22 protein-coding genes are annotated in these 25,368 nt (G+C 63.1%); 11 read left to right on the plus strand and 11 right to left on the minus strand.

From position 1 onward, the window contains the following. Window positions 1-44 precede the first annotated feature (44 nt). The 3 genes from KHO49_RS17925 to KHO49_RS17935 all read left to right on the plus strand — a co-directional run bounded on the left by KHO49_RS17925 (window position 45) and on the right by KHO49_RS17935 (window position 5,210). Entirely contained in the window at window positions 45-2,000 is a 1,956-nt protein-coding gene (locus KHO49_RS17925; RefSeq protein WP_213665544.1) for an acetoacetate--CoA ligase, read from the plus strand. A 342-nt stretch (window positions 2,001-2,342) separates the two neighbouring features. Further along, the gene (locus KHO49_RS17930; RefSeq protein WP_110596722.1) at window positions 2,343-4,883 is read left to right on the plus strand and encodes a PAS domain-containing hybrid sensor histidine kinase/response regulator; all 2,541 of its coding nucleotides are present in this window, start codon (window positions 2,343-2,345) and stop codon (window positions 4,881-4,883) included. A gap of 51 nt (window positions 4,884-4,934) precedes the next feature. Next, the gene (locus tag KHO49_RS17935) at window positions 4,935-5,210 is read left to right on the plus strand and encodes a peptidylprolyl isomerase (protein WP_011061856.1); all 276 of its coding nucleotides are present in this window, start codon (window positions 4,935-4,937) and stop codon (window positions 5,208-5,210) included. 85 nt (window positions 5,211-5,295) lie between these two features. On the opposite strand, the gene KHO49_RS17940 is transcribed toward KHO49_RS17935, so the two are convergent. The 4 genes from KHO49_RS17940 to KHO49_RS17955 form a co-directional block, all read right to left on the minus strand. Then, window positions 5,296-6,213, minus strand: coding sequence for a sugar kinase (locus tag KHO49_RS17940; RefSeq protein ID WP_213665545.1), 918 nt, complete (start codon window positions 6,211-6,213; stop codon window positions 5,296-5,298). A gap of 117 nt (window positions 6,214-6,330) precedes the next feature. Further along, a complete protein-coding gene (locus KHO49_RS17945; protein ID WP_213665546.1) occupies window positions 6,331-7,548 on the minus strand; it encodes an amino acid deaminase in 1,218 nt (405 codons plus the stop codon). A gap of 47 nt (window positions 7,549-7,595) precedes the next feature. Beyond that, window positions 7,596-8,360, minus strand: a complete 765-nt coding sequence (locus KHO49_RS17950) for an IclR family transcriptional regulator (RefSeq protein WP_213665547.1) — start codon at window positions 8,358-8,360, stop codon at window positions 7,596-7,598. 164 nt (window positions 8,361-8,524) lie between these two features. Beyond that, window positions 8,525-8,914: a RidA family protein gene (locus tag KHO49_RS17955; RefSeq protein ID WP_102881511.1), complete on the minus strand. Its 390-nt coding sequence runs from the start codon at window positions 8,912-8,914 to the stop codon at window positions 8,525-8,527. 31 nt (window positions 8,915-8,945) lie between these two features. Here KHO49_RS17955 and KHO49_RS17960 point away from each other — a divergent pair, with 31 nt between their 5' ends. Then, window positions 8,946-9,179 carry a hypothetical protein gene (locus tag KHO49_RS17960; protein ID WP_213665548.1) on the plus strand — a complete coding sequence of 78 codons (234 nt, stop codon included), beginning with the start codon at window positions 8,946-8,948 and terminating at the stop codon, window positions 9,177-9,179. Between the two features lie 814 nt (window positions 9,180-9,993). Here the strand turns inward: KHO49_RS17960 and KHO49_RS17965 are convergent. The 3 genes from KHO49_RS17965 to KHO49_RS17975 all read right to left on the minus strand — a co-directional run bounded on the left by KHO49_RS17965 (window position 9,994) and on the right by KHO49_RS17975 (window position 12,335). Next, complete coding sequence (locus KHO49_RS17965) at window positions 9,994-10,539, minus strand: hypothetical protein (protein WP_213665549.1); 546 nt, start codon at window positions 10,537-10,539, stop codon at window positions 9,994-9,996. Between the two features lie 46 nt (window positions 10,540-10,585). Continuing rightward, the gene (locus KHO49_RS17970; RefSeq protein ID WP_134928841.1) at window positions 10,586-10,765 is read right to left on the minus strand and encodes a hypothetical protein; all 180 of its coding nucleotides are present in this window, start codon (window positions 10,763-10,765) and stop codon (window positions 10,586-10,588) included. 136 nt (window positions 10,766-10,901) lie between these two features. Continuing rightward, window positions 10,902-12,335 (minus strand): RtcB family protein, encoded by a 1,434-nt coding sequence (locus KHO49_RS17975; RefSeq protein ID WP_102881514.1) that lies wholly within the window; start codon window positions 12,333-12,335, stop codon window positions 10,902-10,904. A 436-nt stretch (window positions 12,336-12,771) separates the two neighbouring features. On the opposite strand from KHO49_RS17975, the gene KHO49_RS17980 reads away from it, so the two are divergent. Further along, entirely contained in the window at window positions 12,772-13,344 is a 573-nt protein-coding gene (locus KHO49_RS17980) for a type 1 glutamine amidotransferase family protein (RefSeq protein ID WP_110653748.1), read from the plus strand. A gap of 118 nt (window positions 13,345-13,462) precedes the next feature. On the opposite strand, the gene KHO49_RS17985 is transcribed toward KHO49_RS17980, so the two are convergent. Continuing rightward, window positions 13,463-13,930: a DUF6368 family protein gene (locus tag KHO49_RS17985; RefSeq protein ID WP_213665550.1), complete on the minus strand. Its 468-nt coding sequence runs from the start codon at window positions 13,928-13,930 to the stop codon at window positions 13,463-13,465. A 293-nt stretch (window positions 13,931-14,223) separates the two neighbouring features. Here KHO49_RS17985 and wecB point away from each other — a divergent pair, with 293 nt between their 5' ends. After that, window positions 14,224-15,375 (plus strand): non-hydrolyzing UDP-N-acetylglucosamine 2-epimerase, encoded by a 1,152-nt coding sequence (wecB, locus tag KHO49_RS17990; protein WP_213665551.1) that lies wholly within the window; start codon window positions 14,224-14,226, stop codon window positions 15,373-15,375. Window positions 15,376-15,451: 76 nt separating this feature from the next. On the opposite strand, the gene KHO49_RS17995 is transcribed toward wecB, so the two are convergent. From KHO49_RS17995 to KHO49_RS18005, 3 genes are all read right to left on the minus strand, one after another. Continuing rightward, window positions 15,452-17,014 carry a TerC family protein gene (locus tag KHO49_RS17995; protein WP_102864919.1) on the minus strand — a complete coding sequence of 521 codons (1,563 nt, stop codon included), beginning with the start codon at window positions 17,012-17,014 and terminating at the stop codon, window positions 15,452-15,454. A 346-nt stretch (window positions 17,015-17,360) separates the two neighbouring features. Continuing rightward, window positions 17,361-17,738: a VOC family protein gene (locus KHO49_RS18000; protein ID WP_102881519.1), complete on the minus strand. Its 378-nt coding sequence runs from the start codon at window positions 17,736-17,738 to the stop codon at window positions 17,361-17,363. A 76-nt stretch (window positions 17,739-17,814) separates the two neighbouring features. Further along, the gene (locus KHO49_RS18005) at window positions 17,815-18,696 is read right to left on the minus strand and encodes a LysR family transcriptional regulator (RefSeq protein ID WP_170004105.1); all 882 of its coding nucleotides are present in this window, start codon (window positions 18,694-18,696) and stop codon (window positions 17,815-17,817) included. A 104-nt stretch (window positions 18,697-18,800) separates the two neighbouring features. Between KHO49_RS18005 and KHO49_RS18010 the strand changes: the two genes are divergently transcribed. From KHO49_RS18010 to KHO49_RS18030, 5 genes are all read left to right on the plus strand, one after another. Then, entirely contained in the window at window positions 18,801-19,061 is a 261-nt protein-coding gene (locus tag KHO49_RS18010; RefSeq protein WP_213665552.1) for a hypothetical protein, read from the plus strand. Then, window positions 19,058-20,599, plus strand: coding sequence for an MFS transporter (locus tag KHO49_RS18015; protein ID WP_170004101.1), 1,542 nt, complete (start codon window positions 19,058-19,060; stop codon window positions 20,597-20,599). Before KHO49_RS18010 ends, KHO49_RS18015 begins: the two co-directional genes overlap by 4 nt. 138 nt (window positions 20,600-20,737) lie before the next feature. Then, complete coding sequence (locus KHO49_RS18020) at window positions 20,738-21,802, plus strand: NAD(P)/FAD-dependent oxidoreductase (protein ID WP_300245726.1); 1,065 nt, start codon at window positions 20,738-20,740, stop codon at window positions 21,800-21,802. Between the two features lie 259 nt (window positions 21,803-22,061). After that, window positions 22,062-24,257 (plus strand): type VI secretion system Vgr family protein, encoded by a 2,196-nt coding sequence (locus KHO49_RS18025; protein ID WP_213665554.1) that lies wholly within the window; start codon window positions 22,062-22,064, stop codon window positions 24,255-24,257. Beyond that, on the plus strand, window positions 24,257-25,366 hold the full coding sequence (locus KHO49_RS18030; protein WP_213665555.1) for a DUF2169 family type VI secretion system accessory protein: 1,110 nt from the start codon (window positions 24,257-24,259) through the stop codon (window positions 25,364-25,366). The genes KHO49_RS18025 and KHO49_RS18030 overlap by 1 nt, the downstream gene beginning before the upstream one ends. Window positions 25,367-25,368 lie beyond the last annotated feature (2 nt).

Below are 25,368 nucleotides of genomic sequence, written 5' to 3' on the forward strand. Positions count from 1 at the left end.
TAAAATCGGTTTGCGTGCAATTCAAGAAAAATAAGAGGCATCCCATGTCCGAAATACTCTGGCAACCCAGCGCCGAGCGTATCAGCAAGACCCGTATGGAAGCCTTCCGGCGCCTGGTCAACCACCGTCACGACCTCAACCTGGCCGACTTTCCCGCCCTGCACCAGTGGAGCATCGACCAGCGAGAAAGCTTCTGGCAGGCCATCGTCGACTTCTTCGAGGTCAGCTTTCACCAGCCCGCTGAATCTGTGCTGCGCGAAGGCCCGCAAATGCCCAGCGCCCAATGGTTTCCAGGGGCCACGCTGAACTTCGCCGAGCACCTGCTCAAGCGCCGGGACGACGCCGTGGCGGTGGTGGCAATTAACGAGAACGGCCAGCGCGAACCACTGACCTACGCCGAACTGGCGGCCCAGGTCGCCGGCCTGCAGCGCAGCCTGCGGGCTGCCGGGGTCGGCCTCGGCGACCGAGTTGCCGCCTGCATGCCCAACACCTGGCAGACCCTGGTGGGCATGCTGGCCAGCACCAGCCTCGGCGCGGTGTGGTCCAGCTGTTCGCCGGATTTCGGCACCCAGGGGGTGATCGACCGTTTTGGCCAGATCGAACCCAAGGTGCTGATCACCTGCGCCGGCTATCGCTACGCCGGCAAGGACATCGACCAGACCGCCAAGGTCAACGAGATCCTTGAGCGCCTGCCGTCCCTGGAGCAGTTGCTCATCGTGCCCTACGCCCGTCCGCAGACGCGGGTCGAGGACTACCGTACCCAGGCCCGGATCAGCCTCTGGGACAACTTCTATCAGCCCGGCGGCGAACCCGAATTCGTCCCGGTGCCCTTCGCCCATCCGCTGTACATCCTCTATTCCAGCGGCACCACCGGGGTGCCCAAGTGCATCGTCCACGGCGCTGGCGGGGTCTTGCTGCAGCACCTCAAGGAACACGGCCTGCACGCTGATCTCGGGCCCGGCGAGCGATTGTTCTACTACACCACCTGCGGCTGGATGATGTGGAACTGGCTGGTCTCGGCCCTGGCCACCGGCGCCAGCCTGGTGCTCTACGACGGATCGCCCTTCCATCCCACCAACGAGCGCCTGATCGACCTGATCGATAGCGAAGGCATCAGCGTCTTCGGCACCAGCCCCAAGTACCTGGCCGCCCTGGAAAAGGCCGGCAGCCGACCGCGCCTCAGCCACCGCCTGGACAGCCTCAAGACCCTACTCTGCACCGGCTCGCCGCTGTCGCCACAGAGCTACGACTACGTGTACCGCGAGATCAAAAGCGACCTGTGCCTGGCCTCGATGTCCGGCGGCACCGACATCGTCGCCTGCTTCCTCGCCGGCAACCCGATCCAGCCGGTGCGCCGAGGCGAGATGCAGGGCAAGAGCCTGGGCATGGCCATCGAAGTGTGGAACGACCAGGGCCAGCCGGTGACCGGCGAAAAAGGCGAACTGGTGTGCACCCGGCACTTTCCGAGCATTCCGGTGAGCCTGTGGCACGACCCGGACCAGAGCAAGCTCAAGGCCTCGTACTTCAGCCTGTTTCCCGGGGTCTGGGCCCAGGGCGACTACGCCGAACAGCTGCCCCATGGCGGCTGGCTGATTCACGGACGCTCGGATGCGGTGCTCAACCCGGGTGGAGTGCGAATTGGCACCGCGGAAATCTACCGCCAAGTGGAGAAGCTGGAACCGGTGCTGGAAAGCCTGGCCATCGGCCAGAGCTGGGAACATGACGTGCGGGTGGTGCTGTTCGTACGCCTGCAGGATGGCGTGGTGCTCGATGAGCCGTTGCAGGAGCGGATTCGCCAGGTGATCCGCAGCAACACCACGCCGCGCCATGTGCCGGCGAAGATCCTCGCAGTGACCGACATTCCCCGGACCATCAGCGGCAAGATTGTGGAGTTGGCGGTGCGCAATGTGGTGCATGGCCTGCCGGTGAAGAATACCGACGCCCTGGCCAACCCCGAAGCCCTGGAGCAGTTCCGCGACCGCGAGGAATTGCGCCACTGACGACGGCCAACCACCGCCGGCGCAGCCCTTCGCGACGCAGGACCTGTAGCCGCTGCCGAGCCTGCGAGGCTGCGCAAAGGGCCGCAGGACCTTCAGCGATCTCAAGAGCAGCGCTTCCTGCAACGCAGTGCCGCCCAGAGCGTTCGCAGCCTGCGGCAGCGGCTACAGAGACCGTTCAGCCCCTCTAGACTGGTCATCTGCCGCAAAAGCAGGTGAAAATAACCCCGCCAAAAACACCTACAATCCATCCGTTTGAATATGCACGGCATGTCCATGCGACTTTTCCAGTACGCGAGCCATGACCTTGCCGCGTAACACCGCTGCGCCCAGGACACACCCGAGATGAATGCCCCCCACTCCGGCAGCGAAGCCGCCCACCTGATAGCCCGTCTGGACTGGTCCGCCACGGCCCTCGGTGAATCCGGCCACTGGCCCCAGAGCCTGCGCACCGCCGTGGACATCGTGATCCATTCGCCGATGCCGATGTTGCTGCTGTGGGGCTCCGAGCTGACCCAGATCTACAACGACGGCTTCGCCCTGCTGGCAGGCAACAAGCACCCCCAGGCCTTCGGCCAGCCGGCGCACCTGATCTGGCCAGAGCTGATGGACTTCACCGACCCGGTCTACCGCGCGGTGCTCAACGGCCAGGTGCGCAGCTTCAGCGAGCAGCGCTTCAGCCTGCAACGCAGCGACGGCACTGCACACGACCTGTGGCTGGACCTGACCTACAGCCCGATCCGCGATGAACGCGGCGACGTTGCCGGAATCCTGGTGACCGCCATCGAGACCAACGAGCGCCGGCGCATCGCCCTTGAACTGCAGCAGCGCTCCGACGACAGCCTGCGGGCCCAGCACGAGACCGAGGAGCGCCTGCAACTGGCCCTGGCGGCCACCGATGCGGTGGGCACCTGGGATTGGGACATTGGCGAAGATCGCTTTATCGCCGATACCCATTTTGCCCAGCTGCACAGCGTCGACCCGCAGCTATCCCGACAACTGCCCATCAGTGAGTACCTCAAAGGCGTGCACCCGGAAGACCGGGCCATGGTGGCCCGGAGCATCAAGCACTGCATCACCCAGGGCAGCGAATACGCCGAGGAATACCGCCTGCAACTGGCCGACGGCCAGGTGCGCTGGGTGTTCGCCCGGGGTCGCTGCTACAAGGATCACCACGGCCGACCGACGCGCTTTCTCGGCGCCGCCCTGGACCTGACCGAGCGCAAGCAGATGGAGCAAGCACTGCGCCAGAGCCAGACCGAACTGCAACTGATCATCAACGCCATGCCAGTGCTGATCGGTTATGTCGACCACGAAGAGCGCTTTCGCCTGAACAACAGCGCTTATCTGGACTGGTACGGCCTGACCCCGCAGGAGCTGTACGGCAAGACCATCCGCGAAGTGGTGGGCGACGAGATCTACGCCACCCGCGCCGAGAACATTGCCGCCGCATTGGCGGGCAAGCCTTGCAGCTTCGAAGCCAACTCGCCCCACCGCGACGGCCGCCCGCGCCACGCCCTGATGAAGTACCTGCCCCGCCATGGCGCCGACGGTGCCATCAACGGTTTCTACATTTTCGTCATCGATGAAACCGAACGCAGACAGACCGAGGAGGCTCTGCGCAACCTCAACGAAACCCTGGAAGAACGGGTCAACCGCCGCACCGAGGCGCTGGCCGCCGTCAACCAGCGCCTGCAGAACGAAATGTTCGAGCGCGAGCGCGCCGAGGATGCCCTGCGCCACGCGCAGAAGATGGAGGCTGTGGGCCAGCTCACTGGCGGCATCGCTCACGACTTCAACAACATGCTCACCGGCATCATCGGCAGCCTGGACCTGATGCAGCGCTACATCGACAACGGCCGCAGCGATGAGATCGGTCGTTTCACCGAAGCCGCCATGTCCTCGGCCAAACGTGCCGCGTCCCTGACCCACCGCCTGCTGGCCTTCTCCCGGCGCCAGTCCCTGGACCGCCAGCCCCTGGACCCGAACCAGCTGGTGCGCTCGCTGCAGGAGCTGTTCAACCACACCAAGGGCGAACACATCCAGCTGCAGATGCAACTGGCGGACGAGGTGTGGCCGGTAAACACCGATGCCAGCCAGCTGGAAAACGCCTTGCTCAATCTGGTGATCAACGCCCGCGACGCCATGCCCGACGGCGGCCGACTGCTGATCGAAACCGCCAACAGTTACCTCGACGGCAGCGACATCAGCACCCTGGAGCCGGTCAAGGCCGGCGACTACGTGATGCTGGGGGTCAGCGACAACGGCGCTGGCATGAGCCCACGGATTCTGGCCAAGGCCTTCGACCCCTTCTTCACCACCAAGCCCATCGGCCAGGGCACGGGCCTCGGGCTGTCGATGATCTATGGTTTTGCCCAGCAGTCCGGCGGACACGTGACCATCAGCAGCGAGCCGGGCCAGGGCACCTGTGTGCGCCTGTACCTGCCGCGCCTGCACAGCGCGCCCCTGGAACCGCTGCAACCCACGGGCAGCAGCGAGGCGCCCCAGGCCATGGCCGGGGAAAGCGTGATGGTGGTGGAGGACGACCCGGCGGTGCGCATGCTGGTGCTCAACGTCCTCAGCGAACTGGGCTACCGCGCCATTGAGGCCGAGGATGCACGCAGCGCCCTGCCGTTGCTGGAATCGCCACTGCGCGTCGACCTGCTGGTGACCGACGTCGGCCTGCCGGGCATGAACGGCCGACAGCTGGCGGAAATCGCCCGCCAACAGCGCCCGGGGCTCAAGGTACTGTTCATGACCGGCTACGCGGAAAAGGCCGCCGAGCGCCAGGGCTTTCTGGAGCCGGGCATGGACCTGATGGCCAAGCCGTTTTCCATCGAAGAACTGGCGCAGAAGATTCGCCAGATGATCGGCCGCGAGTCCTGAATTCAGGCATAATCCGCGGCCGCCGATTTCCCGCTACAAGGTCACGCCATCATGAAAGCCCAAGCCCGCCACATCCTGGTGAAAACCGCCGAAGAAGCCGAGCAGCTCAAGCAGCGCATCGCCAAGGGCGAAGCCTTCGACGTGCTGGCCAAGAAATACTCCACCTGCCCGTCCGGCAAGCGCGGCGGCGACCTGGGGGAAGTGCGTCCGGGGCAGATGGTCGGCGCCATTGATCAGGTGATTTTCAAGAAGCCCCTGCGCACCGTGCACGGCCCGATCAAGAGCAAATTCGGCTATCACCTGGTGCAGGTGTTCTTCCGCGACTGACCACTCAAGCCCCGCTCTGTGGGAGCTGGCGTGCCAGCCGAAGCGCCCGCAACCGGCAAAGGCCTGTTCGTCGGCCAGCCGGCTCCTACAACGCGGGCTCCCGGGGAAGCAACGCCCCGGGATGCTGAATCACCCGACTCGCCAATCGATGCCCGGCCTCTGCGGCCTGCACCGGGCTGCCGCCGCGCAAACGACAGGCCAGATAAGCCGCGCTGAAGGAGTCTCCCGCCGCCGTGGTGTCCACCACCTGCGCCACTGGCAGCGCCGGTATCTCATGACTCTCGCCGCCGCAACGCACCAGGCACGAATCCGCCCCGCGCTTGACCACCACCTCGGCAATGTTCGGGTAGGCCGCGAACACGCCATGGGCATAGTCATGGCCAAACAGTGCATGCTCGTCCTCCAGGGTCAACAGCGCCAGGTCCACATGCTCCAGTACCTGCAGATAGGCCGCTCGCGCCTGCTCCACCGAGGCCCAGAGCCTTGGCCGATAATTGTTGTCAAACACGATCTGCGCCCGACGGATGCGCGCTTCCACCAGCAGGTCAATCAGCTTTTTGCGTCCCACCTCCCCGAGCACCGCCAGGGTGATGCCGCTGAAATACAACACATCGTAATCGCACAAGTCCGCCAGGATCGGCCCCGCCGCCGCGGTGTTGAAGCAGTCTCGTACCGCCGCCTCATTGCGCCAATACAGAAAACGCCGCTCCCCCCGGGCATCGGTCTGAATGCAATACAACCCCGGCAAACGCCCGGGCAGGCGCTGAACCTTTCCCAGGCCGATACCCTCCTGCGCCCAGCTCTGGCACATGGCATCGCTGAAGCTGTCGTAGCCCAGGGCAGTCACGTAATCCACCTGCGCCTGCTGCCCGAGCTCCCGGCACAGATACACCGCAGTGTTCAAGGTATCGCCACCAAAGCTCTGTTGCAGACTGCCGTCGTGACGCTGTTGCAGCTCGATCATGCATTCGCCAATGGCGGCAATGCGCTGCTTCCCGTTCATATTCTTGACCTCTCCTCAAAGCACACACCACCTTGTAGAACCTGGCTTGCCAACGAAAGCGTCCTCAGAGTTGCGCCCTAACCCAGGGTCTGTTCGTCGGCGGGCCGGCTGCTACGTTCAGAAGCAGGTTTCCAGACTCTCGATCACCTGCAGGCGCTCATCCACCAGCAAACCGGTGCGCCACTTGTCGAAGGTCAGGCACGGGTGCGATGTACCAAAGGAAATGATGTCGCCAATACGCAGCTCCACTCCCGGCGCCACGGTGAGAAACGCGTGCTGATCCATCACCGCCGTCACCTTGCACGCCGCGACATCATCACCGGCACCAGCCTCGGCTCCCGCGCGGTAACGCCGCAGCGGCACCGGCAAGCCAGCGTCATAGGCGACATCGCGCTTGCCCAGGGCCACCACCGCAAACCCCGGCTCCGGCAGCGACTGCACATGGGCCCAGACCTCCATCGCCGGACGCAGGCCTTCGTGCAGATCACTGCGTCGATCCAACACACAGCACTGAGCCTCTTTGTAGATGCCGTGGTCATGGGCGACATAACTGCCCGGACGCAGCACGCTGAGGAAACGCCCCTTGGCGTTATGGGTCTCGAAGGACTCGGCGATCAGGTCGTACCAGGCCGAACCCGAAGCGGTGATGATCGGCCGCTCGATGGCAAACAAACCATCGTTGTGCAGATCCACCGCCAGACGCACCAGGGAATCGGCAAACTGGCGAATGCCACTGATGGCCTGGTCGCCGTGGATCACCCCTTCGTAACCTTCGATACCGCACAACGCCAAAGCTGGCTGCGCCTGGATCGCCTTGGCCAGGGCCAGTACTTCCTGCTCGCTGCGGCAACCGCAACGACCGCCCACCACGCCGTACTCGATCATCACCTTGAGGGTGACGCCACGCTGGGCAAAAAACGCCCCCAGATCGGCCACGTTGTCCGGGTGATCCACCATGCAATAGAAATCGAAATCCGCGTCCGCCAACAGCTCGGCGATCAGCGCCATGTTCGGCGCCCCCACCAGTTGGTTGGCCATCAACACCCGGCGCGCGCCATGGGCGTAGGCGGCGCGAGTCTGTACTGCCGTGGCCAGGGTGATGCCCCAGGCGCCGGCGTCCAACTGCCGCTGAAACAGCGCGGGCATCATGCTGGTCTTGCCGTGGGGCGCCAGCTCGGCGCCGCTGTCACTGACAAACTTCTGCATCCAGCGAATGTTGTGTTCCAGCGCCTCGCGGTGCAGCACCAGGGCCGGCAGGCTGACGTCGCTCAGCAGACTCGCGCCGATAGCAGCGGCGCCCTTTTCCACCAGGGTCAGATTCAAAGCAGAAGACATGTTGGCACTCCTTATCAAGGCGGCTGCGCACAGCCGCGACAAAGTCATCAATCGTTGATACGCCGGGCCAGGCGGTTGGCGCTGTCGATCAGCACCCGGCGATAGTCCTGGTAATGGCTCTGTGCATCGGCCCTTGGCGCGACGATGCACAGGGTGCAGATGCACACCCCGTGCTCATCGCGCACCGGCGCGGCAAAACAATGGGTGAAGGTGTCGGCGACGCTGTCGAAGGAAAAGAACCCCTCCTCGGTGGCCTGACGGATTTCCTTGAGGAAGGTCTCCAGCGGCAGCCGCTCACCATTAGGCAGCATGAAGTCCTGGTCATCGACCATCTCGACGATCTGCTCATCGCTCATATGCCCCAACAGCAACCGCCCGGAAGCGGTCCAGGGGATCGGCGCGTTCTCGCCAATGTCCGAGGTAATGCGGAAATTCCGCTCGCCCTCCTTCATCAGCGCCACGGTGTATTTGCGCCCGTTGAGCAGGCACATCTGCGCGGTTTCCCGGGTCTGACTGACAATTTCCTGCAACGCCTGATCAGCCTCGCGGCTCAGATCGAAATGGCGCAAATGAGCCTGCCCGAGAAAATACAGCTGGCGGCCCAGATACACATGACCGTCCTTGCCCACCGGCTCCAGAACCCGCCGCTCCAGCAAGGACGCCACCAACTCATAAACCGTGGACTTGGGACTGCCAATGCCCTTGGCGATATCGTTGGGCCGCAGCGGCTGACCGATCTCCTTGAGGAAATCGAGAATATCGAACGCCCGATCCAGGCCCTTGGCCCGGCGCTTGATGCTGTCTTCAGTCATCTACCCACCCCTATGCAAAACACAATTCCTGTAGCCGCTGCCGCAGGCTGCGAACGCCCTGAGCGACACGCCGTCGCAGGGGCCGCAGCGATCTCATCACCCTGCGCCCGCGTTGCGGTCGATCGCAGCCTCGCCCAGGCTCGGCAGCGGCTACAGAAGCGCACTCAAGGCTTCTTCTTGTAGGCCACACAATCGATCTCGACCTTGCAGTCCACCATCATGCTGGCCTGCACACAGGCCCGGGCCGGCGCGTGTTCGGGCTTGAAGTACTCGCCGAACACCTTGTTGAAACTCCAGAAATCCCGCGGGTCTTCCAGCCACACGCCAACTCGCACCACATCCTCCAGGCCGTACCCGGCCTCTTCGAGAATGGCCAGCAGATTGCGCATCGTCTGATGCGTCTGCTCGACGATCCCACCGTGAATGATCTCGCCATCCAGCGCCGGCACCTGGCCGGATACATGCAGCCAGCCATCGGCTTCGACGGCGCGAGCGAAAGGACGCGGCTGGCCACCGCCTGCGGTGCTGCCGGTGCCGTAACGGGTGATGCTCATGAGAGATTCTCCTGGTTGAAGGTTGGCCATCTTGACGGCCATGCCCAAGAACGCTGTCCCACTCACCGTGCGTTGCTGCGCAGTCAATACCGCAGCAAACAACGATGGCCTGGAAAACGCCAAGGCTCTAAACAAAGAAACTCCGCCTAAAATATTCCGCTACAGCGGAATAAAATATGAAATAACGGAATTCGTGCCCGAGTGTGCCATGGAGAACAAAGGAGATAACAGAGGGAATGGCAAAACTTTCCGCAACGAGGAATGAGAGAGTATTAGAAACAGTCGTCAGCCTATGTCAGGCATTTCTGTATTTGCGGAGAACACGCTCAAGTGACCTGTGACGACGCTCGCCACCTTCTACATCCCGTTGCGTCGCGACAGCCCGCGACCGGGTTTGGTCGTTCGAATATCCATGTGTTGCACGTGGCGGAACAACAAGCGCTGCAACTGCCGGAGCAGTAACCCAAGGCACAGCAACGGCTCCTGCTTTGCTCTGCTCAGATTTACTCTGCTTTGGCTTTTGATCCTAAGTGCCCCGTTAACCACGATGGCCGAACGCAGGCATTGATCCGTGGGCAACCCGGCAGGACGCCGGGTTAGCCGCCATCCGGCCAGGGACGGCCGGTGGCGGCGGCCCACGGATCAATGCCGGAGAGAGGGAATGCCGAGCCTCGGCGAGGCACCGAGTGGAGGGGCAAGACTTTTTGGTTCCTTTTGTGTCGTTTGACAAAAGGGACTCGCCGTAAGGGCGAAACCGCCAGTGGCCACACCCAAAGCAACGGATATGTACACCTGCCAAATCGGAGACTCAGGTTTACACGCGCCGAAACGCCAGCCGATCGACCGAGGGCAAGCTCCCTCGCCACAGAGCTTGTGTTGCCATGGCTGACAACTGGGTGACAGCGCAGCAACCGCTACCTACAACACCCAATCCACCGGTGTCCTCGATGCCGCTTTCGCTGGCAAGCCAGCGCCTACACAAGAAGCCCCATCGTGGGTGTCACCCCCGTGCCTGACCCAGACTGTTACCCATGTGGGCAAACGACTTCCCCCATGGAAAGCCTGGCGCCCACAAGCCATCAATCAAACTCAGCAACGCACAACACCCACCAAAGATTCCGCGCCCCCTGGCAGGCGACATAGGCAGAAGAAATAGTCGAATCCCTGGTCAACTCACACCAATCGGAACTATTGAACCGATACACCACCAGCTCGGAAAACGGAGCCGGAAACACCGCCTCCAGCGCCTCATCCACCAACTTCCGAGCGTTGGCCAGGCTTAATCCACGGGTCGAGTGATGACACCCGCCCCGCAGCACCACCGCCAGCAACGAGCCCTCGAACTCGTATCGATTCAGCATGGAAAAGGGCCCGAATTCAGGCTCAATCTGCCCAATAGCCGTCGACCTGGCGAGGTTGCTGAAACGCTCCAGAAACTCGGCCAGTCGTTGCCTCTCATCCAACGCCTTGATTGAAGGATCTGGCTTGAAGAAGCTGGACACCACCTCGCCACACTGAGCAAGCACGGCAAGCAGTTCGACAAGGGGGGACTTGTCGACGACGAACTCGCTGGCTCCGGTAAATGGCGCTACAGCATCGCGCTTCAGACTTTCATCTTGATTCATGATCGAGCACCCGACTTTGGCCACAAACAGGCAATCACCAGAGCGACTACCGTGCCCTGGGCTTTTGCGGCCGCAGATAAAAACCAGAAATAAGCGCAATCAGCACCAGCATCAACGCCAGGCTGGGATCACCTTTAGGCAGCATGAATTGATAAAGGCCAGCGCCCATCGAGAGCATCGACCCCATGCACAACACAAACCAAACAGCTTTTTTAACCCGCTTCACGATCTGATGACGTCCCTTCCACAGATAACTTCAACGGCACCACTCAGAACGACCAGGCCGGGGGGACGACAATGTATCGGCCGCACTGTTGCACGGCAAACCCGAAAGCCATCCCCGCCCCACAGCTCCTTCGTACTTACGCCTTGAAGGTCAAGATCGGCGAAAACCGCGCCATCACCGATACCGTCCCTTCTTCCACCTGGGAACGAATCACCTGGCCAATTTCCTTGTAGGCCCCTGGCGCCTCTTCGATCATCCGCTCTTCCTTGGTGGTGATGCACTCAACGCCCTGCAAGCCGAGGAAAGCCTTGTCCTTCTTGGCCTTGAACACGATCTCGCTGCGCGACATCGAGCGCCCGGCGCCATGACTGGCCGAACGCAGCCAGCGCTCATTGCCCAGCCCGGTGAGCAAGTAGGAGTCATGCCCCATGCTTCCCGGAATCAGCAGCGGCTGCCCGGCATAGGCCGGTGTCGCGCCTTTGCGATGCACATTGCCGCCCTCTTCGCGCAGCACGATGTTGTGCGGCACATCGACAATCAGCGGCGCTTCGATGCCCGCGCCAAACACTTGCCGGGTGCGCTGGCGGACCATTTCCGCGATCAGCGCGCGGTTGGCGTCGGCGTAATGGGCGGCGCTGTGCATGGCCAGCAGGTACTCGTCGGCCATCTCGCCGAACAGGGCGAAGATCTTCGAGTCGGGATGCTTGATACCTTCTGGCCACAGGGCCTTGGCCTTGTCCATCCAGCGCCGCCCCACATAGAAGCCCACGTCCCGGGAGCCGGTGTGAATCATCATCACCACCTGCCCCACGGACAGGCCCTGAGCAAAGCAGGCCTGACGATCCACCAACTCGGTGACCACCTGGATCTCGACAAAGTGGTTGCCGCCGCCCAGGGAGCCCAGGCCCGGGTCGCGAAGGATTTTCCGCGAGCGGTCCTGCAAGGCTTCCGGCGCATAGTCGGCGCTGCCGCGGGCGAACGACGACTCATGCAGGCCCGACAGCTCTCGCTGCAATTGGGCGAAATCCGCCCCGGCGAACAGACCGATGGGGTCCTGCTGCTGCACCTGGGCCCAGAAGTCACCCAGTCCCGCTTGAAACAGCGCGGTCATGGCCGTTGGGCTGGTGGGAATGTTGCGCGTACCCTCCAGCAAATCACCACGTACCAGGGCGGTCCACTTGGCTTTCTGGGCCATGAACTGTTCGTAGTTCAGCCCCAGCTTGTGCAGGCGCATGCCGCAATTGATGTCGGTGCCGATGGCTTGCGGCACCACCATGTCGTGGCTGGTGACAATCACACTGCCCACCGGAATCGGGCTGCCGGTGTGAAAGTCCGGCGTGGCGCAGGCGCACTTCACTTCGCCGCCATGGGGGTGGGCGACCTTGGCGAAATCCATCAGTTGGAGGATGGCTTTCTCTTCGATGGCAAAGCTATCGGGCAGCAGCAGATCCACCTTGAGCCCGGCGTCATTGATCGAAGAGATAGAGAGGGAATTGGAATTCAGGCGTTCGATGGCCACCCCGGAACGGGCGAGCTTGTGCTGAATTCTTTTCAGAGGAGTCTTGGTCATTTTCAACTGCTTTTCTTGGACGCAACAAAACAACCACCCTTTTGGTGGCTGGAATTGTCTGGTCAGCAGCGAAACTTAGACGGCGCGGATAATGGGGAATGACGGCGTGGATGTAAAGAGCCGGGGAGCAATTATTTGACGAGGCGCCTGCCTGGCGACGTGACGTCAGTGTGGCTTCGGCCCGCCTTTCCACGGCGTGTAAAACACGCTGGCATGGATCGGCGGCACCTTGCCCTGCTCGAGCGCAAAACCCGGTATCTGCCCTGGATCCTAAGGCCGCTCGCAGGTTGAAAGCCAACGACAATTGCCGGCGATGACCATCGCTCCTCCAAGCCGGCGATTGTCGCCAAAGCTGTAAAAGCTTCTCCAGGTGCCCGGCAAAAACGGGTTACCCTGGCGCTCCCCACCCGCTCATCGCCCCAAGCAAGGAAGCTCCATGACCCGCGCCATCACTATCATCTGCGACAACTTCGCCGACTGGGAAACCGCCCTGATCAACGCCACCGGCCGTGGCTACTATGGCTTCGACTGCCGTTACGCTTCCCCCAAGGGCGCTATCGTGACCTCCATGGGCGGCCTGCGGGTGACCCCGGACCTGGCGTTGGAAGACATTCGTCTGGACGAAGTGGATCTGCTGATGGTTTGCGGCGGGAGCGTCTGGCAAAGCGACAAGGCGCCGGACATCGGCGACCTGCTGCGCGCCGCCCAGGCACGCCACCTTGTGATCGCCGGCATTTGCGACGGCACCCGCGAATTGGCTCGGGCCGGGGTGCTGGACGCGGTGAAGCACACCTCCAATTCGGCGGCCAACCTGCTGGCAGTCGGTTATGCCGGCGCCGCGCACTACCAGGATGTGCCCCACGCGGTAGCGGACCAGCGCGTGATCACCGCTCCAGGCAGCGCGCCGGTGAGTTTCATGGCGCAGATTCTCGGCACCCTGGGCATCAACGACGACAACCTTCGCGCCTACCTCGGCATGCATGCCGCCGAGCACCAGCAGAAGATCTGACCTCTCCCTTGTAGGAGCCGGCTTGCCGGCGAAAACGATCTCACGGCCGCCTTCGCTGGCAAGCCAGCTCCTACGGAAGATGGTGGGTGGGGCGACAGTGCGGGCATGTAGCCGTGGACTATTTCACCAGTCGGAAATCCCGGTGGCCCAACCAAGCCGCAAAGTCCGCGGCGCTGAAAATGCTCTCACCCTCATGCTCGATGATCGCCAGCCCCGCCAGAAATTCGGCATCCCGAGTGTAGGTATGGATACTGGCGCAGAAGGCCACCACGCCATCCAGACGACGGACCAACGCCAGCGCCGCCTGTCCTAGTCGTTGGTGATCCAACTGATCTTTATCCATGGCCGCCAGGCTCAGGATGCCTTCAGGGAGCCATCCAAGCTCCCCGGCCAGCCCGGCATATTCCGCCAGTTCCTCCGGATAATCGGCCCCCAGCGCGCAAAGCATGGGACTGCCTTCAATAAAGAACGCCCCCCTACCCGCCCAGGGCTGATCTGCAAGCTCGGCCAAGCAGGCGCGCACCAGGCTTTCGACCAAGCCATCGATCTTGCGCGGCAACAGCACCCTGACAGTTGGCCCGGACATTGATTGATTTTCTCCAGCGGACCGCCTCCGCATGATAGGGAGCGGCAAGACATAGTGGATTGCATCCGCTCCGATGCCCCGGAGCAGATCACTTCATTCACCGGACCGAGAGCATACAGACAGCAACAGACGTGTACAAAAACCTGTGCCACATTGATGCGACTCAACGCCTGGAGCCATTGACCGCCAACCAGCTCCAGGCATTTGTCCCAAACGCCCTGGCTGGACAAGAGCAGTTCCCGCTGCTTTGATTCAACCTTCGTTCCGATCGCATCGCACCCAAGGAGGGGAACATGCCTTTTAAAGTCGTGATGGTTTTCGGTACACGCCCTGAAGCCATCAAGATGGCGCCACTGGCCAGGGTGCTAAAACACTGGCCAGGTCTGCAACTGCACATTTGCTCCACCGGTCAGCACCGGGACATGCTCAAGCAGGTACTGGACTCCTTCGAGCTGCAAGTCGACAAAGACCTGGAAGTGATGACCCAGGGCCAGTCCCTCAACGGCCTCTCGCAGCAACTGCTGATCCATCTGGATACCATCTTCGAACGCCTGCAACCGGACATCGTCCTGGTGCATGGCGATACCACCACCAGCTTTATCGCCGCCCTCGCCGCTTTCCACCGCCAGTTGCCCATCGGCCATGTCGAAGCCGGGCTGCGTACCGGCAACCTCAGGGCGCCCTGGCCCGAGGAAGCCAACCGGCGCCTGACCGGGATTATCGCCGACCTGCACTTCGCTCCGACCGCCGAGGCCCGGACCAACCTGCTGCGGGAAAACGTGCCCGCCGACACCATCGAGGTCACCGGCAACACGGGGGTCGATGCGCTGCTGTGGATGCGGCATCACCAGCAACAGACCCAGTGGCGCCCCGCCGCCGATTCGCCCCTGGCGGTGCTGGAACGCCAGCGGCGCATGGTGCTGATTACCGGCCATCGCCGGGAGAATTTCGGCGACGGTTTGCGCAACATCTGCGAAGCCGTGGCGACCTTGGCCCGGCGCTACCCGGACGTGCAATTCGTGTACCCCGTGCACCTCAATCCGCAGGTGCAGAGTGCGGTCTATGGCGTGCTCTCGGACACGCCCAACATCTACCTGATAGCGCCTCAGGACTATCAGCATTTCGTCTGGCTGATGGGGCGCTCGCACCTCATCCTCAGCGACTCCGGCGGCATCCAGGAAGAAGCACCGGCCATCGGCAAGCCGCTACTGGTACTGCGGGACGTTACCGAACGGCCACCGGAACCAGAGGGCGGCACCGTGTTGCTGGTGGGCACCGACCGCGAACGCATCGTGCACCATGCCAGCGAACTGCTGGACGATGCCGAGCTCTATGCCCGCATGAGCCGAGCACACAGCCCCTATGGCGACGGCCATGCCAGTGAACGCATCGCTCGCCGCCTGTACACCTGGCTGGAGGCAAAAGCCCTGCGTGGCAGGGCATGAATCTGGGCCTGAACCTCTGCGCTCAAGCCACGCAACGGCATAGCACCTTACAGCGCCAACTCCAGGACTTCTCCCGTCAGGCAGGCACCTGCCGAGACAGCTGGACCTGGGTCACGCGGCGCTCTTCCACCGCCATCACCTGAATGTTCCAGCCCTCCCATTCCAGGCGGTCGCCCTTGACCGGCAGACGGTCCAGCAGGCTCATCACCAGCCCGGCCAGGGTCTGGTAGTCCTCGGTAGGCTCGGCGCCAAAGCCGGTACGCTGGCGCACCTGGGGCAGGTTCAGGGCGCCATTGACCAGGAACCTACCCTCGTCTTCCACCACATCCGGCCCTTCGACCTCGCTGGCATCCGGCAGCTCGCCGGCAATGGATTCGAGAATGTCGGTCATGGTCAGGATGCCCATGAAGTCGCCAAACTCGTTGATCACGAAGGCGATGTGGGTCGACGCCTTGCGCATCTGTTCCAGGGCGTTGAGGATCGAAAAACTGTCCAGCAGGTTGATGGTCTTGCGCGCCAGGTGCTCAAGGTTCGGCTCGTTGCCGGCCAGGTATTCCTTGAGCAACTCCTTCTTGTGCACGAAGCCCAGCGGCTCATCCACCGCACCATCGCGAATCAGCGGCAGGCGCGAATAGGACGAGTGCATCAACTTGGTCCGGATGCTTTCCGGGCTGTCCGTGAGGTCGATGGAGTCGACCTCGGCGCGCACCGTCATCAGCGTACGGATCGGCCGCTCCGCCAACTGCAGTACGCCGCTGATCATCACCCGTTCGCGGCGGTCGAACAGCTCGCTGCTCGGTGCATCACCGTCTTCCAGCAAATCGGCAATTTCCTCACCCACCTCTTCCGCTGCCAGCTTGCGGCCACCCAGCAGGCGCATCACCGCATAGGCCGTGCGCTCACGCATCGGGCGCAGGCCCTGCATGGACTTCTTGCGGCGGGCCCGGGCGATCTGGTTGAACACCTCGATCAGAATCGAGAAGCCGATGGCCGCGTACAGGTAGCCCTTGGGAATATGGAAGCCCAGGCCTTCGGCGGTCAGGCTGAAGCCGATCATCATCAAGAAGCCCAGACACAGCATGATCACTGTCGGGTGTTCGTTGACGAAACGGGTCAGCGGCTTGCTGGCGACGATCATCACACCGATGGAAACCACCACCGCGATCATCATCACCGACAGATGCTCCACCATGCCCACAGCGGTAATCACCGCGTCCAGGGAGAACACCGCATCGAGCACCACAATCTGCGCCACGATCGGCCAGAACAAGGCGTAGGTGGCACTGCCGGCCCGCTGGCTGACATGCCCTTCCAGGCGTTCGTGCAACTCCATGGTGGCCTTGAACAACAGGAACACACCACCGAACAGCATGATCAGGTCGCGGCCGGAAAAGCTCTTGTCGAACACCTCGAACAGCGGCTGGGTCAGGGTCACCATCCAGGAGATGCTGGCCAGTAGGCCCAGGCGCATCAGCAATGCCAGGGACAGCCCGATCAAGCGGGCGCGGTCACGCTGCTCCGGCGGCAGCTTGTCGGCGAGGATGGCGATAAACACCAGGTTGTCGATGCCCAGCACCAGCTCCAGGACAATCAGGGTCAAAAGGCCAAGCCAGGCCGTGGGGTCTGCGATCCATTCCATAACGACGACTCAAGTTCTCCAGAAAATTCAAACGGCCAGGCGCGACGAAGCACCAAGGTGCAGGACAGGTGCAACCTGGGTGACGGGCTGGTCAGTGCGGGAAGTGGCAAAGGCCGGGGACGTGCGGCCGGGAGAATGACTGCCTGAGCGTCTGCGTCTCAATGGGGCCGGATGGCGCGAGAAGTCATGGGGCAAAGCGAAGAAAGAGCGCCGACTGGGGGGCTCCGAGAGCGTGTTCATGCAAGTCCTGAGTGAAAAAACGGACTTGGAGGTTACAGGGGCAGCGGCACTTTTCCCCAGCGGGAAATCATTACAAAAGTTTATCCGGGACACCCCCTCAAACCGCCTACACCCGCTCGGCAATCTCGATGAGGTTCAAGTCCGGGTCCCGCAGGTACACCGAGCGGATCGGTCCCGTGGCTCCGGTGCGCGCCACCGGGCCTTCGATGATCGGCCAGTTGACTTGCAGCAGATGGGCAATCACCTGCTCCAGGGGCACGCTGGCGATAAAGCACAGGTCCAGCGCCCCCGGTACCGGCAGGTGGGCCTTGGGTTCGAATTCCTGGCCACGCACATGCAGGTTGATCTTCTGCTGGCCGTACTTGAAGGCCTTGCGCCCGCCGGCAAAGGTTTGCAGTTGCATACCTAGCACCCGAACGTAAAAGTCCTCGGCGGCCACAGGATCGATGGTGGTCAGTACCAGGTGGTCAAGGTGGTCGATCATCGAGGACGCAGCTCCTGAAGGAAGAGAAATAGCCCGGCGGATTATGCTCGCCGGGCGCAGTGCTGAACATGCCGTATCAGGCCGAACGCCGGTACTCGCGCTTGACCTGGTCGATGTAGCGCACCACCGCCGGCGCCTGCTCGAAACGCCGGTAAATCAGCGACAGCCAGGACGACGCCGAACTGCCGCCGATCGGCCGGTACACCACATGGGGCAGGCTCAAATGCCCCACCACCGATTCGGGCACCACCGCCACGCCCTGCCCCAGGGAAACCAGGGCCAGCACCGCCACCAGGCCGCCGGGCTGGGCACCGAGCTTGGGGGCATAGGCCCCCTGGGCCGCCACTTGCAAGGTGCCGCTGATCTGCTCAGGAAGGATGAAGGTTTCATTGAGCAGGTGCTCGGAGGCGATCTGCGGCAGCCGGCACAGCCAGGACTCGGCGGACAGCGCCAGGACAAACCCCTCGGCGTCCAGGCGAATGGCCTCCACGCCGTCGGGCAAGGTCATGGGCGAACGAATGTAGCCGACGTCCAGGCGTCCGTCGGCAATTCGCGCCGGCAGGGTTGCCATCGGACACTCGCGCACATTCAGGCTGACGTCCGGACAGTCACGACTGAAGCTCTGCACCTGCTTCTGCAACAACCCGGAATACACCGCCGAGGCCACATAGCCCAGCTCGATGTGGCCGATCTCTCCGCGCCCGGCGCGCTGGGCGTTGCGCTGGGCGAACTCGAACTGGCGCACCGTGGCTTCGGCTTCCAGGAGCAAAGTGGCACCGGCCTCGGTGAGACTGACCTCGCGCTGCTGGCGCAAAAACAGCCGCGTACCGAGGGTCTTCTCCATGTCCTGGATCTGTCGGCTCAAGGTCGGCGGGGCAATCCCCAGTTGCTCGGCCGCGCGGGTAAAATTGCGCTGCCGGGCCACCGCCAGGAAGTAACGAAAGTGACGAATTTCCATAAAAGGCATTAGCTCAAAGGTAACGAACTGACCGCCAGCAGCTAACAAAGACCCACAAAGGCCAGGATAAGCTGAGCGGACCTTCACAGTAGAGAGCCTTTGCCATGCGCGTCAAACCCCTGATTCTGGCAATGATCGCCTGCTGCTACCTGCAGAGCGCCGTGGCCGCAGAGATCCAAGCCAACGTTGCCCACAAAGCAATCCTGCCTTTGAACAGCCCCCCAATCCCGCTCAAGGCCGGCCAGCAAACCACCCTGGCCAAAGGCTGCCCCTGTGCAGTGGTCATCCTCGATGACGGGGTACCGGTGGTGGCGAGCATCGAACTGACAGCACTGTCCATCCTCAGTCGGCGGACAGCGCCATGAGCCGCCTCATCAATCCCCGCCTGACCCTGCTGACTGCTTCCGGGGTCTGCTCGCTGATCGTCCTGGACACCAACATCGTCGCCGTGGCCCTGCCGAGCATCGCCCGCGACCTGGGGGCCAACTTCGCCGATATCGAATGGGTGGTCAGTGCCTACATGCTGGCCTTCGCCGCCCTGCTGCTGCCGGCGGGCAGCCTGGCGGACCGCTTCGGACGCAAGAGGACCCTGCTCTGCGGCCTCGGCCTGTTCATCCTTGCCTCCCTGGGTTGCGGCGCAGCCCCCAACGCCCTGCTGCTGGACCTCGCTCGGGCCCTCAAAGGCGTGGGCGCGGCGCTGCTTCTAACCTCGGCCCTGGCCTCCATCGGCCATACCTTCCATGACGAAGTGGAGCGGGCCAAGGCCTGGGCCTTCTGGGGGGCCTGCATGGGCATGGCCATGACCGCCGCGCCCACGGTCGGCGGCTTGATCACCGAATACTTCGGCTGGCGCTGGATCTTCTACTTCAACCTGCCGGTAGGCGCCCTGCTGCTGTGGAGCGTGCTGCGCAACGTGCCGGAATCCCGGGATACCCAGGCGGCGCGCCTGGACCCCTGGGGCAGCCTGGCCTTCAGCGCCAGCCTGCTGTGCCTGATCTGGGGCCTGATCGAAGCCAACCGCATCGGCTGGAGCCACCCAGCCACCTCCACCCGCCTGTTGGCCGGAGTGGCGCTGCTGGGGCTGTTCGTGCTGATCGAGCGCCTGCAACGCCGGCCCATGGTCGATCTGCAACTGTTTCGCCATCCGCGGTTCATCGGCGCCCTGCTGGGCATGTTCGCCTACGCCGGCTGTGCCCAGGTGATGATGACCCTGCTGCCCTTCTACTTGCAGAACGGTCTGGGCTTCTCCGCCATTGCCTCAGGCCTGGGCATGCTGCCCTTTGCCCTGACCATGCTGATCTGCCCACGCATCGGTGCCCGCCTTGCCGGGCGCTACAGCCCCGCCGCCCTGATGGCCGCCGGGCTGACCCTGGTGGGCTGCGGCAACCTGCTCAGTGCCTGGGCGGTGCATGCCGGGGGCTACCTGAGCTTCGCGGCGGCGATTGCCGTGACCGGTGCCGGGGCCGGCCTGCTCAACGGCGACACGCAGAAAAACATCATGGCCTGCGTGCCCCGGGAACGCACCGGCATGGCCTCGGGCATGAGCACCACCATGCGCTTCAGCGCCATCATGCTGGCCATCGGCGTGTTCGGTGCGCTATTGGCCAGCCATACCCTGCAACGGCTGCAAGGCAGCCTCAGCCAGGTGCCCGGGCCTTGGCTGGCCCAGGCGCCGGACATCGCCTCGCGGGTGGTGGCCGGGGATATGCAGGGCGCCTTGGCGAGCCTGCCGGAAAGCACCCGCGCCCTGATTGAACCCCTGGCCCAGCAAGCCTTTGTCGGCGGCTTCGGGTTGGTACTGACGGTGGCAGGCATTCTCGCCCTGCTTGGGGCCCTGGTGGTGGGCCGGTTGATGCGCAACCCCCTGCCCCAGGCCCAAGGCCTGGTGCTGAAAACCCAATGAAGCATGGGGATGCCGATTGGCTCTCGGGCCGCCGCCCAGATGGGCAGCGGCCCGCTGCTTGCAATTTCAGAACAATAAACAAATGGCTTGAACAACAAATGGCCGGCTAAGGTACGGCCTTCAGTAGACGAGGTCAGTGTGAAACCTACAAACGTGATTGTGGTCGGTGCCGGCATCGTCGGTGCATCCATCGCCTACCACCTGGCCAGACAGGGCGCGCAGGTCACGGTGGTCGAGCAAGCCAGTCCCGGCTCCGGGGTCACCCGCCATTCCTTTGCCTGGATCAACCCCCACGGCGAGTTCCCGGCAGCCGCTCGGCCGCTGCGCTCCCTGGCGCTGGCGGACTATCGACGCCTGCAGCAGGAGTTGCCCCAGTTGCAGATTCAATGGACCGGAGCACTGACTTATGCCGAAACCGGCCCGGACTCGACAGACACCGATACCCAGGGGCCGATGTCGTCCGCCCATTGGATCGACCGTGACCGGATCGGTGAACTTGAACCCAATCTGCAGGAACTACCGCAACGAGCCCGGTACGCCCCCGGCGAAGGCAGCCTCGACCCGGTAGCCACCACCCAGACGCTGCTCGAAGGGGCCCGGGCCCACGGCGCCCGGGTGCTTACCCAGACGCCGGTACAGGGGTTGCTGGTGGAGGGCCGGCGCGTGCTCGGCATCACCACTGCGGCCGGGCCTTACCTAGCCGAGCACATCGTCCTGGCAGCGGGCTGCGCCACCCCTGCCCTGTTGGCGCCCCTGGGAATCCAGCTGCCGGTGCAGGCCTCGCCGTCGATCCTGATCCGCTTCGATGCCCCGCGCGGCCTGGTCAAGACCCTGGTTTCCAACAGCCTGCTGGAGATTCGCGAAGCGGCGGACGGCAGCCTGCTGGCGGCGGAAGACTACATCGACGACAGCGGTCCTCAAGGGCCCGAGGCCATAGCGCAGCAAGCCATGGCCTCGATCCGCCGCCTGTTCCGCGGCGCCGAGAAGATAGCCCTGCGCAGCGTTGAGGTCGGTCAACGCCCAATGCCCTGTGATCAGTTGCCGATCATTGGCCCGAGCCAGCAGTACCTGGGCCTGTACCTGGCGGTGATGCATGCCGGGGTGACCCTGGCGCCCACCGTCGGCCGCCTGGTCAGCCAGGAGTTGCTGCTGGGCCAATGCTCTGCCGAGCTTGCCTCGTGCCGCCCGGCACGTCTGGGCTGACGGGGTTCAGCGAGCTCGTCATCGGGCGTCCGTTCTTCGAATCAAGCCACCCGTGAGCTTGAGCCGGGTCATGACCTGAGTGGCTCAGCCATCCCTGGCTCCTGGTTGCGGACAGCAAAGTCAGGTCCGGAAATTTCAAGCGACTTTCCAGACTCATCCCATATTAGTTTTTGCGCACCCTTTGCTAGGTTGAGCGCCACTTTGCACCCGGGCCAGGTACGGCGCGGGTCTGGCCTCTCTCACGCTTAAGGATGAGCCTATGTTCGCGCCGGCCGACACTGCGCATTTCGTGCTGTCCATCCCTTCTGTTCGCCACGACTTCAAGGTGCTGGCCTTCAAGGGTCGCGAAGCCATCAGCGAGCTGTATGCGATCCACATCGAGCTAGTTTCGGACAACCCCAACGTCGATCTGGAAAGCCTGCTCAACCAGCCGGCGTTCCTGCAGTTCGGCCTCAAGGGTGAAGGCATCCACGGCCTGATCGACGACATCGAAATCGGCGACAGCGGCAAGCGCATGACCCGCTATCACCTGATCCTGCGTCCTCACCTTTATCAGTTGCAGCACCGCCACAACCAACGGGTCTATCAGAACCTGACGGTGCCGCAGATCATTGCCAAGGTGCTCAAGGAACACGGCATCCTCGCCGACCAATACCGCTTCAACATTGCTCCCAAGCCTTCAGTACCCAGGGTGTATTGCGTGCAATACGGGGAGACGGATTTCCAGTTTGTGCAACGCCTGTGCTTTGAAGACGGCATTCACTGGCACCACGAACACAGCCTCGACCAGCACCTGCTGGTATTTTCCGACAACCAGACCGACTACCCGATCCTCGCCACCGCGCGCTATCAGCAAGGCAGTGGCCTGGCCGCCGAAGACCCGGTGGTCAGCCATTTCGCGGTGCGTTTCAGCACCCGCACCAGCCAGGTGGTGCGCCGCGACTACAACCTGAAAAAGCCCGACCCGCGCAGCGCCTCCAGCGGCGCCCCGCTCGATCCGGTGCCCAGCACCCTGCACAGTTCCGCACAGAGCGAGGCGCTACCAATCCTTGAGGACTATCGCTACCCGGGCCGCTACAGCACCGGCGCGGTGGGCCAGCAACTGAGCCAGATCGCCCTTGAAGGCCATCGCGCCGATTACCAGTTGGCCAAGGGGCAGAGCGATCTGTCGAGCTTTCGCTGCGGCCATCTGGTCACCCTGACCGAGCATCCGCGCGGCGAATACAACCAGATGTGGCTGCTGGTCAGCGTTGAGCATGAAGGTCGACAACCGCAGGTGCTGGAAGAGTCGGTCACCAGCGACGACCGCCACGGCGGCTTTACCCAGGGTTACCGCAACCGCTTCAGCGCCATCCCCTGGGACACCTTCTTTCGGCCGCAAGAGCCCGCCCCCAAGCCCCGCCTGAGCAGCCAGACCGCGCTGGTGACCGGTCCTGCCGGTGAGGAAATCTGGTGTGACGAATGCTCACGGATAAAGATTCAATTTCATTGGGACCGCGAAGGCGAGCGCAACGAGTTCTCCAGCTGCTGGGTACGGGTGGCCACCAGTTGGGCCGGTGAAGGCTTTGGCCACGTGATCATCCCGCGGATCGGCATGGAAGTGCTGGTCAGCTTTATCGGCGGTGATCCCGAACAGCCCTTGGTGACCGGCTGCGTACCGAACCAGCACACGCCCGTGCCTTATCCGTTGCCGGCGAACAAGACCCGCAGCGTGTTCAAGACCCGCAGCAGCCTGGGCGGCAATGGCTCCAACGAGTTGCGCATCGAGGACAAAAAGGGCGCCGAAGAGATCTACGTCCACGCGGAGAGGGATCAGAACATCGAAGTCGAACACGACGAAACCCACTGGGTGGGACGTGATCGCACCAAGACCATCGACCGCCACGAACGTGATCGCATCAAGCGCAACTGGTCGATCAATGTCGACTGCTTCAAGACCGAGACCATCAACCTGGCCTCTCTGCAAAACGTCGGGCTGGCCAAGATGATGAACATCGGCACGGTCTACAGCCAGAACGTCGGCCTGCACATGAACACCCTGGTGGGAATCAACCAGAGCACCCAGGTGGGCCGTAGCCAGAGCACGGTGGTGGGCACGTCCTACAGCCTCAAGGTCGGCGATGGCAGCGTGCAAAGTGCCGCACCACCTGCGGGTGAGGAGCCTGCGCCGGAGGCCAGCGGACCAGGATCGAGCATCAAGCTGGACGGTGAAAGCATCACCTTGCAGGTCGGACGCTCGAAAGTGGTGATCACCGATGCCGGGATCTACCTCGACGGACCGGACATTCATCTGGTGGCAGGCAACACGGTCAACGCCGATGCCCCCGCAGACGTGCACCTCAACAGCGGCACCGCACAACCGGCGCCGAACCTGCCGGTGGACGCCGAAACCACCCAGCTCAAAGGCCTGGATGTGACCGATGCCATGCCGCTCTTGATCGACGGTAGCTGGTGATGGGCGTCATCCACATCGAGAACCACACCGGGCTGCCACACCTGCTGTATGAAAAAACCACCCCGGCGGGCGTGCCCATGGACATCCTGGTGATTCGCGGCACCTTTGACTTTGCCCAGGGCTTGGCCATGCCCTTGAGTGCAGATCAGAGCGCGATTGTCCTCGGCGATCGCTTCGATGGACCGATAGCCACTTTTCCCTTGCAGGCGGTGATCGCCGAAGAAGGCGATCTGCTGTTGGGCAAGCCCGGCACCGATGTGTTGCTGCAAGGCAGCGTGCACAGTGCTGAAGGGCAGTGGCGCACGAACTGGCCGGTCGAGGTGCAGGTCGGAGCGGTGCGCAAGAGCTTGCAGGTCCATGGCCCGCGCACCGTGCACAAGGGGCTGATGGGCTGGACGCTGAGTGCCCCCGATAAAGTGGAAAAGGTCACGCTGGATTACCGCCTGGCGTTTGGCGGCTGCTTCTACGACCCCGAGCCGTCACCCGGGCAGACGCCGATTCCCAGCGTCAGCTACCCCAGCAACACCGCCGGTTGCGGCTGGCTGCCGGGCGCGGCTGAACTGAACACCCTGGAGGCTTCGGTGCGCCAACGCATCGAAGCACAGATCGCGCAGTTGGACAGCCTGCCCGCCCCTCAGATTGAAGACCCAGCACATCCCTACAAAGCCCCTTCGCAGCGTTTGCCGCCCGTGGGCCTGACCGCGCTGGCGCGCTGGTGGCAGCCGCGCGTGGGCTTGCAAGGCACGCTGGACGCGCAATGGCTCGCTGAACGCTATCCACTGCTGCCGGACGACTTCGACCCACGCTTTTACCAGAGCGCCCCGGCCGACCAGGTGGCCGTGCCCTATCTGACCGGTGATGAGAGCGTGCGGCTCAAGGGCTGTCTGAGCGAGGGCGACTACCTCATGCAGTTGCCCGGAGTTGCACCGCTGGTGGTGTGTGAAAGCACGGACGCTGAGCCCTTCGTCAGCGTGCCGGTGCTCGACACCCTGCGCCTTGACCTGGACCAGCGCCAGGCCGTGCTGCTCTGGCGCCTGCCCGTAACGGCGGGTATCAGCCAGATAACCATGGCGCTGGTAGGCACCGCCGCGTTGCCAGGGAAGGCTTGAAC

The organism is Pseudomonas sp. RC4D1 (assembly GCF_018390395.1).
Lineage (GTDB): Bacteria > Pseudomonadota > Gammaproteobacteria > Pseudomonadales > Pseudomonadaceae > Aquipseudomonas > Aquipseudomonas danubii.

What these genes read in the sequence shown, in the direction of transcription:
- KHO49_RS17925 (WP_213665544.1), top strand. Translation starts at nt 45, where the DNA reads ATGTCCGAAATACTCTGGCAACCCAGCGCCGAGCGTATCAGCAAGACC.
- KHO49_RS17930 (WP_110596722.1), top strand. Translation starts at nt 2,343, where the DNA reads ATGAATGCCCCCCACTCCGGCAGCGAAGCCGCCCACCTGATAGCCCGT.
- KHO49_RS17935 (WP_011061856.1), top strand. Translation starts at nt 4,935, where the DNA reads ATGAAAGCCCAAGCCCGCCACATCCTGGTGAAAACCGCCGAAGAAGCC.
- KHO49_RS17940 (WP_213665545.1), bottom strand. Translation starts at nt 6,213, where the DNA reads ATGAACGGGAAGCAGCGCATTGCCGCCATTGGCGAATGCATGATCGAG.
- KHO49_RS17945 (WP_213665546.1), bottom strand. Translation starts at nt 7,548, where the DNA reads ATGTCTTCTGCTTTGAATCTGACCCTGGTGGAAAAGGGCGCCGCTGCT.
- KHO49_RS17950 (WP_213665547.1), bottom strand. Translation starts at nt 8,360, where the DNA reads ATGACTGAAGACAGCATCAAGCGCCGGGCCAAGGGCCTGGATCGGGCG.
- KHO49_RS17955 (WP_102881511.1), bottom strand. Translation starts at nt 8,914, where the DNA reads ATGAGCATCACCCGTTACGGCACCGGCAGCACCGCAGGCGGTGGCCAG.
- KHO49_RS17965 (WP_213665549.1), bottom strand. Translation starts at nt 10,539, where the DNA reads ATGAATCAAGATGAAAGTCTGAAGCGCGATGCTGTAGCGCCATTTACC.
- KHO49_RS17975 (WP_102881514.1), bottom strand. Translation starts at nt 12,335, where the DNA reads ATGACCAAGACTCCTCTGAAAAGAATTCAGCACAAGCTCGCCCGTTCC.
- KHO49_RS17980 (WP_110653748.1), top strand. Translation starts at nt 12,772, where the DNA reads ATGACCCGCGCCATCACTATCATCTGCGACAACTTCGCCGACTGGGAA.
- KHO49_RS17985 (WP_213665550.1), bottom strand. Translation starts at nt 13,930, where the DNA reads ATGTCCGGGCCAACTGTCAGGGTGCTGTTGCCGCGCAAGATCGATGGC.
- wecB (WP_213665551.1), top strand. Translation starts at nt 14,224, where the DNA reads ATGCCTTTTAAAGTCGTGATGGTTTTCGGTACACGCCCTGAAGCCATC.
- KHO49_RS17995 (WP_102864919.1), bottom strand. Translation starts at nt 17,014, where the DNA reads ATGGAATGGATCGCAGACCCCACGGCCTGGCTTGGCCTTTTGACCCTG.
- KHO49_RS18000 (WP_102881519.1), bottom strand. Translation starts at nt 17,738, where the DNA reads ATGATCGACCACCTTGACCACCTGGTACTGACCACCATCGATCCTGTG.
- KHO49_RS18005 (WP_170004105.1), bottom strand. Translation starts at nt 18,696, where the DNA reads ATGGAAATTCGTCACTTTCGTTACTTCCTGGCGGTGGCCCGGCAGCGC.
- KHO49_RS18010 (WP_213665552.1), top strand. Translation starts at nt 18,801, where the DNA reads ATGCGCGTCAAACCCCTGATTCTGGCAATGATCGCCTGCTGCTACCTG.
- KHO49_RS18015 (WP_170004101.1), top strand. Translation starts at nt 19,058, where the DNA reads ATGAGCCGCCTCATCAATCCCCGCCTGACCCTGCTGACTGCTTCCGGG.
- KHO49_RS18025 (WP_213665554.1), top strand. Translation starts at nt 22,062, where the DNA reads ATGTTCGCGCCGGCCGACACTGCGCATTTCGTGCTGTCCATCCCTTCT.
- KHO49_RS18030 (WP_213665555.1), top strand. Translation starts at nt 24,257, where the DNA reads ATGGGCGTCATCCACATCGAGAACCACACCGGGCTGCCACACCTGCTG.